This window comes from Bacillus sp. LQ01 (genome assembly GCF_057624735.1).
Map to the genome: position 1 here is coordinate 35,607 of NZ_JBYEZL010000008.1, position 12,621 is coordinate 48,227.

Below are 12,621 nucleotides of genomic sequence, written 5' to 3' on the forward strand. Positions count from 1 at the left end.
ATTCCCCCTTTAATATTTTTTATTATTTGCACCTTAAATGTATCACTTTTGTTATCCTTTTAAATATTTAGGGTTTTTAGAAATATTTATTTGATTTTTGGTAATCTTGGGATTCTATTTTATCAAATAGAAAATAGAGGATTTGAGCGAAGTATGTAATAATGCATAATAAATCAATAAGATATTATGATATACTTTCCAAGAGCTGATACAAAATTTCTTTAGATTGGAAAACTAAAGTCTTATCTACCTAATTGTGGGGACGCCTTATGGCGTCTTTTCTTTTTTTATTATAAGAAAACCCTCAAGCATTCATATACTTAAGGGTTTATCGATTGAAAGATAGAGCTGTTTGGAATTCCTTAAATTAAGAACAAAGCGGGATTACTCCTAAACCAATTAATAAAGCTGCAGCAAACGCTGGAATTGGCGCAGGAATCTCGATACCTTCTACAACTAAAAAGTATTGACCATTTACTAATTTAAAACAAACTAATTGCATGGCTAATCCTCCCTTCTGTTAGGATTAATACATTATATTTAATAATCTGATTATTTATATAATTAAATAGTTTGTTTTCCAGAAAATAGGTAATCAATATTCCGGGGAAGCACATTAAATGATCTCTCCCTTATTTTCAAAAGGACCTCCTCAATTCATACGTAAAAACATAAGGTAAAGTGAACCCATTAAAACACATGGAATGACTCCTAGTCTTTTTCTCTTATCTAAAGGAGGAACTATTATTATGGGATATGGTGGTAGTTGCGGCGAAGGCTGCGGTTTTGCTGGAGGCTTTGCTTTACTCGTTGTACTCTTTATATTATTAATCATTATCGGATGCAGTTGCTTCTGCTAAAAAACTATTAGAAAAGACACCTTAGGGTGTCTTTTCTTTATGCGTAAGAACCTCGACATCTTATGGAAATGGCGAAGTTCTTATCTATATTATTTATTATCTTTTTCCAGATTTTTATCAAGATTAGAATTACTATCATTATGGTAACCTTGGTAGTTCTCTTCATGTAGCCTTTGTTGTTCTTGTTCAACTTTATTGTCATGATCAATCACCTTAACAACAAAAAATAATATTACGATTACAAACACTACAAATGGGATGAGAGCAGTTTTAGAAAGCTCCTTTAAATCCTCTTTTGCTTGTTGCTTTTCTTCTCCTGTTGAAAGGAGATAAGCAAATAAAGCTATTTTGAACTACCCCCACCTTCACTTCGTTTAGAAGTGAGGGATTCCTAAGTAAAGAGTTCTATCGAACTCTAATTGATTAGGCTAACCCCGCAGTCCTTGCGGTTAGAAGCCTTATCGCTTCATGCTTTAGATTGATACTTACGTTAATATCCCTATCATGATGTGTTTGACATAAAGGGCAAAACCATTTACGTAGGTTTAGATTTTTAACGTCCTTGTTTTGATATCCACAACAAGAAGTATACAGAAATGGAATAATCCACAAAAGAACTAAAAAAATTACTTATGAATGCGTGATATAAACGGGAGGCATCTCTATAAAAGTTGTTCGTTCTATATTTAATAGTCTACGTTTAATAGGGTTAATTGTAAAACCAATATCAAAAGCATTATCTAAAAGTGAATTTTAATTACATAGCCATAAAAAAGTACACCTCCAATTGTTGTTCGTGTCTAACAATTGGGGTGCACATCAAACAGGACGGCTTATGTTTTATTTCAAATACTCGTACCACCAGTTTCTTTCATCCATCCAAGCTGTAATCTTATCAAGCTCACCATTTGGTAACACTTCGGTTTGCAAGTATGCTAAACCAGTTAATGGATCAGAAATAACTTGCCCTTTAGTTCCACGCTCATTCATAGCATTTAGAGCTTCTTGAACCAATGAAATACCAAAACCACCAGATTTAACATATTGATAACCGCCATTAGCAACAGATTGTTTTGATTGTTTCTCTCCGGTAAACCAATCTAGCGTTTTGTCACCTTGCAATAAATTAATATCCACTTTTCCAATACCATCAATATAACCATTATCGGTATATTGCCAAATGTCACAAGTATAGGATGGTTTCTTCTGTGGACTGCCGTCATTTGTTCCGTATCGTGGTAACCAAATAAAATCAGCTTGTACACTTTGTAAATTATAGTCACCGTACATATGGTGTGCTACATAAAATCCTACTTTCCAACCTGCAGCTTTACATGTATCAATAAAAGCTTGTGATGCTTTAGCTAAATCACTAAGGTTACCTTTGCTTTTTATTGACTTTACTGTGTCATCTTCCACATCTAATACAAGGAATTTAGCATTAGGATTTACTCTTGCTAAGAAATCCTTAGCTTCTACAATTGCATCTGCTACTGATACGAAACATCCATAAGCATATGCAGCATGTGGAATACCGTATTGTTCTGATTTGGCTACATGCTCATTATACAAATGATCTACTAGATTTGAACCATATTGTACCCTAGCAATTACTAAATCTAATTGCGCTGCCGCTACATCCCAATTAATATTTCCATTCCATTTTGAAATATCTACAATGTGTCCCATTACTGAACATCTCCTCCAAATAGTTGTTGTTTAATTCCTGTTACGTCTTTAGAAATAGACCCAAGAACTTTTGCCTATTCTTCAATAACTTCCTGGTTCTTTTGAATAACAGCTTGGTACTGCGCTTCACGCTGTTCATTCTTTTTTGTGTAATAAAAAGCATCCACACAAATAATGCTGCGCATGCTTCCTGTTGAATAACTGAAATAAAATCTCGATAAACAAAAAGAGCAACTCAATTGAGACTGCTCCTTTTGCTATCATAATTTAAATTTGTCTTTATTTAATTTTTTTCTTTTCTAGAGTTTGATCTTCTAATTTTCGCTTCAATTTCAGAAGATACACTTTCTAACAACCAAGTAGGAATCCATCTATCCCAGCCAATCCGTACACAATTGGCTGTAAAGCTATTAAAAATATGATAAATCAAACCACCCGTTACCATAAAATAGAAAAACTCTGGTAGTTTAAATGCAATATCAAATAAATGCGCTAAAGAAGGTAATAAAAAAAGCACCACAGTTCGTGCAATGCCCTCAATTCCATATTGTGATGAATACGTACCATCTAATTTTGAAGCCTTACTACCAGTTATCCAATCTAATACAACTACCCATACCAAAATGATAATCCAAATTAAATTAGATTTACCATATAAAAAATTAAATATAGTGCCCAATCCCCCACTAATTACAGAAGCAACTTTAAATTGGGTGGTATTAATAACATCCAGTACATTTAATGTTTTTACAAGCTCATGCATCCGTTCCAAACTTTCACCCCCCTTTTTACATTTCAAAGCAAAATAAAAAAGCCTGCTTTTGCACGCTATTGTTTTACATGAACATGTTCTCAAAGTATTATATTTTAAGTAAAAAAATACTTAGCTACACCATTTTCATAGACATTAAATTCCCTTCAGATATGAAAATAGCTTTTACTCTACTAAAAATCTCTAAATAATTATTTTTTCTACTTACTAATTGAGTGCTTCCACGGCGCTTCTAATGGTTCTTTTCTTGGTAATATTCGTTCTCCATTGTGTCCTTCTACTTCATATGGATTTTGAAGAAAAATCCCTTCTCTTCTTGCATTTGGAATACGTACACCACCTGTTAAAAATAAACTAGGCATTAACCTTGATTTCCCAGCAACTAAAATTCGCTCTCCACCCATAATCCCCATCAACTTTAATGGACTTTTTGCTTTTCCAATAACTAAAGTTCGCTCTCCACTCATCGGACCTATTGGCTTTATTGGGCTTTTTGCTTTTCCAATAACTAAAGTTCGCTCTCCACTCATCGGACCTATTGGCTTTATTGAAGTTTTTGCCTTTCCAATAACTAAAGTTCGTTCTCCACTCATCGGACCTATTGGCTTTATTGAGCTTTTCGCTTTTTCAACTACATCGACACGTCTACCATAATCTCTTTTAACTAATTTAACAGGCAATTTATTAACTATACCTTTATTCATTCTTCGGATACCTGTCGATCTATTTAAATTCAATATAGTACCTTTAAATGCAGTCACATTCTTCCCCTCCTTTTAACTCACTCTATTCTAATAGCTAAAGTTGTTCTAGGAAACGATGAATAATAGCTAGAACTAGTAAATAACGGTTTATACACTTGTTTACCAATTTCAGTATCGAGCTCAATAGTATCATCCCTAGTAATCTTACCGTTTGGTACAAATGAATATATAAAACCAAGTTTTGCTCTTAGACCTGTTTGTGAATCATCGAGGTAGTAATCCGTCAACATCATAGGTCCTGCCCCAACACCTCCATCAGCAGGCCCCGGCCAGCCATCAAAATACGAAAATGACATTTCATATGCCACGGTATCTAGCAATGCAGCTGGCTTGTTACATATTAGATATTTATTGCTACTGTAACCCGTACTACTTCCTGCGTGTATTACACAAGAATAAGACGGGGCATTTTTTTCTTTTAAATAAGTTTCTTCAGGTATACCAAAAAAATGAACGGTGGGTAATGAATCCACACTACTGTTATCTTGTTTACACTTTACCACGTCAGGAATTGTAATAAAAATAACCCGATCTAAATCACAATAATAATAGTACTCTATAGGGATTTCTACATTTAATGTCACATTATTACTAGAAGACAAAGAAGAATGTGCATTAATAAAGTTCAATCTATACTCACCACTAACTGTAGATACGTTATTTTTTTGATTAAAATCCCAATCCTTAAATAGGTTAAAATACCCATTACAGTATCTTGAAGTTTTAATGTTATACGAATCATTCCCTTGAACATTCGTCCCTGCGTAAGGATATAAACCTATGTACATTGGAGTATTTCCTAAACTTCCTTTTGAGTGTAACACAACTCTATAATTTTTATGATTGCTTTCATCCTCAAGTATTTTCCAACCACCTTCAACAAACTTACTAACTAATACATCAAACAATTCCCCCCGTTTACACGAGCCCTTTTTATAAATTACTTCCATTGTAATCCCCTCACTCTACTCTTATTGCTACCGCGTTAGTTATAAATGACGTATAGTTATTACTCGCACCGCCCAAAGCAGTATAGCGATATTTTTGAATCTTATTTTCAACCTTAATTTCGATTATATCACCATCTAGCATTCCACCAGGTGACAATAAATAGATTCTACCAAAACGTCCTCTTAAACCTGTAGTACTATCTCCATAAAATATCTCGCTCAATACAAACTTGTTGTCCACATTAGGAGAAAGGGGGGAGACAAGACTTAAAGTTCGTTGCGCCATAGTTGTTCTACTAGGTAACGCTAGTAAATTTTTAGGTGTTTCCGTTATCCTTGCAGAATATTGGCCAATATCTGTACCAGAATGGCCACTGTTGGCATATATAGCACCTGAATAAGGTTTTTTTTCTTCTTTTCGACTTTCTTCAACAAATGACTCTTCTGGAAAACCTATAAATATTAAAGTATTACCTAGATTCGTATATCTAAATGGTGTTACTAAAAAAACAATAACTTCTTTATCCACATAATAATAGTATTCCATATCAAATAGCCTATCATATTGACGAGCTCCACTTGAGCTAAAATCATTGTATTGACGACCTGGAAAGAAGCAAAGAGTATTAAAAGCATCTTGAGTGGTAAAGTTTCCAGCTTGTTGTATTGCACCCATCGCGATTGAGCCATCAGAGTGATTTGTTGTTCTTATATTATAACCAGAATAGTTACCATCAAAACAATTTATTCGAATCGCCAAATGTTTGTCTTCATTGTAACCATTAGTATATAGATCAATAGTAGTATCAGTTAGGTTAGTTCCTTCACGGAGTTTCCATCCCCCATTCAATGCTACCTGAACAAATGTATCAAATAACTCATATTTTTTGCATGTTCCCTTTGTAAAAATAGCCTTAGTCATTTAATTTCACCTCTAAATTAATGTTGTTACTTTTAATACCACAGTATACAGCGAAGGAACATTACTAAAATTTTCAATAAATAGGTGACAAGACTTTGTTTGATCTTTATCGTCACAAGGAATATTGATTATATCGTATGTTCTTTTTTCTTTAATACTGCTGTACTGAATTTGCCCATCTTTTTGTTTATCAAAAATTGTACACTCATAATCATTATTTGCTGTATTTTCAATAAAGATTGTCCTAAGTTCATACTTGTTTATACCTAGTTCAATAGGTATATACTTCTTTTCATTACTATTAATCTCAACCTTTACTTTTTTTTCGATAAGCTTTGGAAGAATATTTTCTGTTTGTTCTTCTTGCTTATAATATCGATTTACGACCATTGATGTTCCCAACTCTTCACCTCCAGCTACTCATGTTCAAGATGTATTTGAAATTGTAATGGAGCAAGCCCAACATAATCTGTTCCCTTTGTTACTTTTAACCAAAACTTTATTGTTTTTTCTGGATTTACATAAGGAATATTGATACTATCTTGATATTGACCTGGTTTACCATTACTGTCTAACGCAAGATCCGCCCATGACCATCCAAATTTATCTTCATATTGAGCAATACTTAAATTCACATTATTCGCTCGTGCAACTGAAGGATTCACAAGTTCTAGCATAATTTCTGATTTCCCTGATATCATATCTGGCAATCGAGTTTGTGCTAATGTTGAAAGCTCCTCACCTGAAAATTTAATTTCTAAATTAGATCCGAATCCATATATATCCCCACCATAAAATGTAGTCTTAATAACACCTAATTCTTTACCTTCTACATTTGTCAAAATAACTTTACCTGTAAATTCTAGTGACGGGAGAGTAATTTGAATACCAGTGTTATACCCTGTATTTCCATTGAATATAATTCCCCCAAATTCATCTTCCATCTGCACACTTATATTCGGCGCTATATTAGCAATAGTTAACTTTCTTCCTTTTGTAGCAATAATGGAATCAATATCAAGATTTACAAATTTTGAATTCGATCCTTTTTTTAATACAACACCAAACTTACTACAGTTCATTCTATCTGAGTCATAAAAATTAAAACCTTCGCCATAATCAGAAAAAAACGTCCAATCTTCATTATCTTTGCACGCCATCCACTTCAATTCAGTTGTTTCTCGAGTACCATCTTCTGTTTCTAAGAACTCGATATTCTCCTCACCGTTTTTCCAAACGATAATACCGCCTTTGTCATCTTCATGGGTTGGCGTATAATCAGCAGATACTTCAAATGCGAATTCTTTCTCATTTGGAAGATCTGCAAGTAATAATGTGTCACGCGAAACATTGTGTAGCATTCTAAAATATCCTTTTCGATCAATTAAAGAATAGCTACCGACAGGAGATGCAATCCATCTGGAATCGAACGTATCAAAATCATCCTTAAAGATTAAACCACTTCTTATTTGATATGGTTTTAATTTCTCATCAGGTAGTTTTAATAGTGTTGCACCTTCTTCTAAGTCAATAGCATCGATACTGATGTATTTCCCTGACAACTCAATAACGTGAATCATATCTTCAAGATTTTTCTTTTCATATGCAAGTGTTTGGTATTGCATACCTTCTCCTGAAAGTTTAAGGATGTCCTTTTGGCCATCAATTTTCAATTCAATGTCTTCTGGATAAGATGGACTTGTCATACTAATTAATCGGAACTTAGTACCCTTGAATAAAAATCTAGCCGATATGGTGCTATCGTTATTGTCTTCCTTACTCTTCCAATGATGAGTATTATTGTAGCAACTAACATCAGCTTCAGTTGTTTTCCAGAAACCGTTGTATTCAATATTCTTGTGAGTATCGTCAAAACGTACCCAACCAGGTTCCGGCTCAACTAACTGGTCACCTAATCTAGCAAGTAAGTATCCGTCAGCGTCAATGTCAATGGAATCTAACGACATAGCTTTACCAATCACTTTTACAGTATGCTTGCCACGGTCTAAACCTATTTTCTCGTAACGTATGACTTGGTTACCTGAAGGACTATTGTAAACCATAGTTTCTTCTTTACCATCAATAAGTACTTTAGAAGTTGCATCGTAACCACTGTCGCCATAAGCTAGAAGTCTAAGTTTAGTACCTACGAACTCAAATTCGAAACTCGTGTCAAGTTTCTTGTCGAGATTGTAATGAGTTGTCTTGTTGTAGTGCTTATCATTACCCGTGGTTAGTTTCCAGTTACCGATATAACGAATTAATGGATCGGTATCATCAATCCGTTTCCAACCTTTTTCAGGCTCTGTAAGAACAGTACCTACACCAGGTCGTGAAACAAGAGTACCAGTGTCATCAATATCAATAGCATCCATTCGGAAGTCATATTCTAAAGCACCGGGTTGAGTTGTGATAACTGTTACCGTTACATCGTGCTCAATATCTTCTAAACCGAGTTTCTCATATTTCAAGACTTGGTTTGTATCTTGTGGTGCAATAGCGTCAAAATACTCTTCCGGTAAGTCATCAATTTTTACTCTGATTCTATCTGAATAATATTGATTAGTAGCACAACCAACAATGAGTCGTAACTTAGTACCTTTAAATTTGAATACCATACTTGCATTTTTACCCTTTTTAGCACAAGTACTTTTTCCGCCATAAGCACCATTATAGGCTACGTTTTTACTCCAGTTAGCATCATATTGAATGTATGTGGCGTTGTCATCATAACGTTGCCATCCATAGTTTGGATAAGTAGAAACATCACCAATACTTACAGGTAGTCTATCAATGTGTCCAGTAGCGTCGATATCAACACCAATAAATTGAGGGTCCCAACCTTCATGAGTTCCACCGTTGACTGTTACCACGTGATATCCTTCATCTAGATTAAGTACTTCACAAGCAATTTTAGCTGGTCCGGATACAGGGAACATATTAACAGGATACTTTACTCCATCAATTAATACGTGACCAAGTTGGTCTTCATTTGAGCCTAAGTTAGACGAATAAATTAATCTAAATTTTGTACCGAAGAATCTAAACTGAATTTTATCGAACGAGTACTTGATTGGTGGTGTTTGATTTTGGTAATCCATGCCACCGGTATAATCGAAATACATATTCTCCTTCGTGAAACGTTTCCAACCGTCTTCTGGTGTAGCTAAGAAATCTCCAACTGTTATAGGTGGTTTTTCAATATAACCATCTGCATCAATGTCAATTGCATCAATATTAAGTCGATAAGTGCCTTTAGTTCCACACTGAATTTTAACTCTATGCTTCCCTTTAGTTAAGCCTAACTTCTCATATGCAAGACCTTGATATACCTTAGCAGATGCTATCTCGCTATACTTTTCTGTCACGCCATCAATTGTAATTGATATGTCATCTGTACGATATGATGCAACATCGAAGCAAGTAATAATTCTAAGCTGAGTTCCATAAAAATCGAATTCAACTGCACCGGTAGAGTCCTTATCTGCTACATAATGGCAAGTACCATTATACCAAGAAGAATGTGAACCTTTTTCCCAAGTACCTTGGTATTTAAGTAACGAGTCAGTATCATCAACTCGTTTCCAACCAACTTCAGGTTGTAAAAGTTGATCCCCGATCTTAACTGATGACTTACCTCCAATTGAACCAGATTCATCAATGTCGATAGCATCAAGATTTATATATTTACCTTTTATTTCAACAGTATGCAATTTATTTGATAAACCTAACTTCTCGTATATTAACGACTTGTAGACAGCAGCTAAGCCTGAAGGTCTAAAGAAGTTGATAGTTTCTTCTACTCCATCGATTGAAATCTTAGCGTCAGGGTCATACCCGTATACTCCAATTCCGATAATTCTAAGTTTTGTTCCTGTAAAGTTAAACTTTATCGAAACCGGGTTAGCATCAGCTGGTGTGTTTGAAGTTGCATGTTTATAATGAATAGTGTTCTTGTAGCATCTACCATCAGCATCGCTTGTTGCCCATACACCAGTATATTGAATATTACTATCCGTATCGTCAATTCGTTGCCAACCTGGTTCAGGCTCAAATAATACATCACGAAGGTTTGTAGGAGTTCCTACTAATTCTCCTCCTTTTATATCAAAAGCATCGAATGTACATTGAGTACCTGAAAGTTTTACTTTATGAACGCCGTCGGGTAAGTGTTTCTCGTATAGTATAACCTGATAATGATTCTTGGCTGGGTCAGTTGTAGTGTTAACCTTATATTTCTCAGTCACACCATCAATTGTAATGGAAACATCCTCCCAAGAACTCGTGGAGTAGGTTGCTGAAATGACACGAAGGCCTGTACCTTTGAAAGAGAACTCTACTATCCCTAATGTCCTGTTCGAGTAGTCAGGAACTCTATAAGTTGCTGTTTTATTGTATCCGCCTTCATACCCTCCATCCTTAGCTAAAGTCCAGTAATCGCCTCTGTAATGAATTAGCGGATTTGTATCATCTACACGAGTCCATCCTGGTTCAGGTTGTAATAAAATGTCTCCTACTTTAGCAGGTGGGTTTGGTTTTACTAAAGACCCCGTTTTGTCAATATCGATTGCATCTAGCGTTATGTCTATACCAGATAACTCAACTAAATGCTCTTTATCTTCAAGTTCAGTTGCTTCGAACATTAAAGTTTGCTGAACTCCGTTAATTGGTGATCTTGCTTCAACCTTAGTTAAGTCGTAAGATATTCCGTCGATCTTTAAAATAGCTTTTTTCTGGAAGTAACTGCTTAATGCTACAAGTCTTAACTTAGTCCCTTTAAATTTAAAGCTAGCAGACGCTTCTTCTGTACTCCCCGATGGTGCAGAATAATAATGAATAGTTTCATTGTATGCACCTTTCTGAGTAGTTATGAAATTCCATTTTCCATCATATTGAATATTTGAATCTGCGTCATCCATACGCTTCCATCCAAATTCTGGTTGGAGTAATTGGTCACCTACTTTAGCAGTTTTCACTAAGTATCCTTCACTGTCAATATCAATACCCCAGAATGAAACAATATCAGGTTTAGCTGATTTAATAACGACGGTATGAGTTTTAACCTCTAAGTTTTGCTTCTCATAAACCAATACGAAATTTCGATCTGTTCCTCTTAATGAATACGTTTCCTCATTACCATCAATTGAGATAACCATAGAATCGTTATGGATGAGTCTGTTAGGACATATAATTCTTAATGATTTTCCTACAAACATAAATTCAACCGAATATTCAGGTTTATTGGGATTTGCATAATGGAATAGCTCTTCTGCAGAACCAGCGGATAGTCCCCAAACACCCGCATATGCAAAGTTTTCATCTTGGTGTTTATATCGTTTCCAACCACTTTCAGGTTGAAGTAACACATCACCTACTTTAGTAGGTGGTACCATTGACCCAGTTTCATCAATATCAATAGCATCTAGGTGCATGAATACACCCTTTAACTCAACAGTATGAATTTCATCAGTTAAACCTTGCTTATCAAATAATAGTACTCTAGTCGGTGAAACATCTCTATCAGCATAAAAGCTAATTGTTTCAGGTTTACCATCAATTATTATTTTAGCATCTCTATCGTAAGTGTTATTAGAAACACCGATAACTCGAAGTTTAGTTCCTTTAAACTTGAATGTTGCAGACATAGCACTATTGTCAACTGAACTTTGCTTTGCATGCTTAAATCGAGCGGTAGAATTGTGGTATTCAGGAAGATTGTCTATTAACGTCCAATTACCTGAATACTTAATATTAACATCAGTATCATCAATTCGTTTCCAACCAGTTTCAGGTTGAAGCAGAACGTCACCTACTTTAGCAGTTTTTACTAATTCTCCATCAAGAATGTCAATAGCATCCATTATAATTCCTTCAGGACCCTCAAGTTTAACTGAATGAAATTCATTTTTTAGACCTTCTTTATTGTAAAGTAGAACTTTCCAGTTATCTGAACCTAGTACTGGATTGTATGATTCTTTGACACCGTCGATCGTTATATCTACAGGACCATAACCTAAATTAACACTTTTAGAAACAAGTCTGACACCTGTACCTTTAAATGAAAATTCTACAACTGATTTGGTAAGGGAATATACTGCTGTACTATTATAGTACCTATCATCAGTAAATCTATTCCAAGCACCATCACCATACTTAATTAATGAATCAGCATCATCGAAACGATTCCAACCAGGATCAGGTTTATCTAATATCTCCCCTACTTTTTTGGGTGTAAATACATAACCATCAGAATCGATATCAATTGCATCAAGATTTAAGTATGTACCTAGAATCGTTACTGTATGCGGCCCTTTATTAAGATTTGTTTTCTCATATATAACAGCTTGCCTTGTTCCCTCCCATGCATCGTAATCTAATCTCTCTGTATTGCCATCAATAACGATTGTTGCATATCTATCATAACCACCATTATTAACAAGTCCAATAAGCCGAAGTTTAGTACCTACGAAAGAAAATTTAATCTGTACTGAGTTTGATGGTTGACTAGAACTTTTATAGTGGAATGTTTTCAAATAATTATCAGAGTATTTAGAGTATCCACTAAACCAATTTTCTCCTTCAAAGATAATATTCCTATCGCTATCATCAATACGCTGCCACCCTGGTTCGGGCTGAGTTAATACTCTCACCATCATATCACCTC

The 12,621-nt window shown here is 34.8% G+C and carries 11 protein-coding genes and 2 pseudogenes; 2 read left to right on the forward strand and 11 right to left on the reverse strand.

The features are described 5' to 3' along the window. Positions 1–367: 367 nt before the first annotated feature. On the reverse strand, positions 368–502 hold the full coding sequence (locus AC22L0_RS27145) for a hypothetical protein (RefSeq protein ID WP_001177694.1): 135 nt from the start codon (positions 500–502) through the stop codon (positions 368–370). 247 nt (positions 503–749) lie between these two features. Here AC22L0_RS27145 and AC22L0_RS27150 point away from each other — a divergent pair, with 247 nt between their 5' ends. Beyond that, complete coding sequence (locus tag AC22L0_RS27150; RefSeq protein ID WP_000540371.1) at positions 750–860, forward strand: YjcZ family sporulation protein; 111 nt, start codon at positions 750–752, stop codon at positions 858–860. Between the two features lie 89 nt (positions 861–949). Here the strand turns inward: AC22L0_RS27150 and AC22L0_RS27155 are convergent, their stop codons facing one another. The 10 genes and pseudogenes from AC22L0_RS27155 to AC22L0_RS27200 all read right to left on the reverse strand — a co-directional run bounded on the left by AC22L0_RS27155 (position 950) and on the right by AC22L0_RS27200 (position 11,602). Beyond that, the gene (locus tag AC22L0_RS27155) at positions 950–1,108 is read right to left on the reverse strand and encodes a hypothetical protein (protein ID WP_249268311.1); all 159 of its coding nucleotides are present in this window, start codon (positions 1,106–1,108) and stop codon (positions 950–952) included. Positions 1,109–1,283: 175 nt separating this feature from the next. Beyond that, positions 1,284–1,445: pseudogene (locus AC22L0_RS27160) on the reverse strand (zinc ribbon domain-containing protein); the annotation flags it as partial. 255 nt (positions 1,446–1,700) lie between these two features. Then, entirely contained in the window at positions 1,701–2,549 is an 849-nt protein-coding gene (locus AC22L0_RS27165) for a GH25 family lysozyme (protein WP_087965366.1), read from the reverse strand. Further along, a pseudogene (locus AC22L0_RS27170) lies at positions 2,549–2,748 on the reverse strand (BhlA/UviB family holin-like peptide). The gene AC22L0_RS27165 and the pseudogene AC22L0_RS27170 overlap by 1 nt, the downstream one beginning before the upstream one ends. An 84-nt stretch (positions 2,749–2,832) precedes the next feature. Next, positions 2,833–3,321, reverse strand: coding sequence for a phage holin family protein (locus tag AC22L0_RS27175; protein WP_048538572.1), 489 nt, complete (start codon positions 3,319–3,321; stop codon positions 2,833–2,835). Between the two features lie 200 nt (positions 3,322–3,521). Beyond that, complete coding sequence (locus AC22L0_RS27180; RefSeq protein ID WP_240527537.1) at positions 3,522–4,082, reverse strand: hypothetical protein; 561 nt, start codon at positions 4,080–4,082, stop codon at positions 3,522–3,524. 20 nt (positions 4,083–4,102) lie between these two features. Continuing rightward, positions 4,103–5,035, reverse strand: a complete 933-nt coding sequence (locus AC22L0_RS27185; RefSeq protein WP_139894870.1) for a hypothetical protein — start codon at positions 5,033–5,035, stop codon at positions 4,103–4,105. A gap of 10 nt (positions 5,036–5,045) precedes the next feature. Further along, positions 5,046–5,957, reverse strand: coding sequence for a hypothetical protein (locus AC22L0_RS27190; protein WP_098255222.1), 912 nt, complete (start codon positions 5,955–5,957; stop codon positions 5,046–5,048). Between the two features lie 12 nt (positions 5,958–5,969). Beyond that, positions 5,970–6,359 carry a hypothetical protein gene (locus tag AC22L0_RS27195; RefSeq protein WP_000537306.1) on the reverse strand — a complete coding sequence of 130 codons (390 nt, stop codon included), beginning with the start codon at positions 6,357–6,359 and terminating at the stop codon, positions 5,970–5,972. A 14-nt stretch (positions 6,360–6,373) separates the two neighbouring features. Then, positions 6,374–11,602, reverse strand: coding sequence for a hypothetical protein (locus tag AC22L0_RS27200; RefSeq protein ID WP_487272547.1), 5,229 nt, complete (start codon positions 11,600–11,602; stop codon positions 6,374–6,376). Here AC22L0_RS27200 and AC22L0_RS27205 point away from each other — a divergent pair. Further along, on the forward strand, positions 11,586–11,753 hold the full coding sequence (locus tag AC22L0_RS27205) for a hypothetical protein (RefSeq protein ID WP_487272548.1): 168 nt from the start codon (positions 11,586–11,588) through the stop codon (positions 11,751–11,753). The genes AC22L0_RS27200 and AC22L0_RS27205 overlap by 17 nt on opposite strands. Positions 11,754–12,621: the final 868 nt, after the last annotated feature.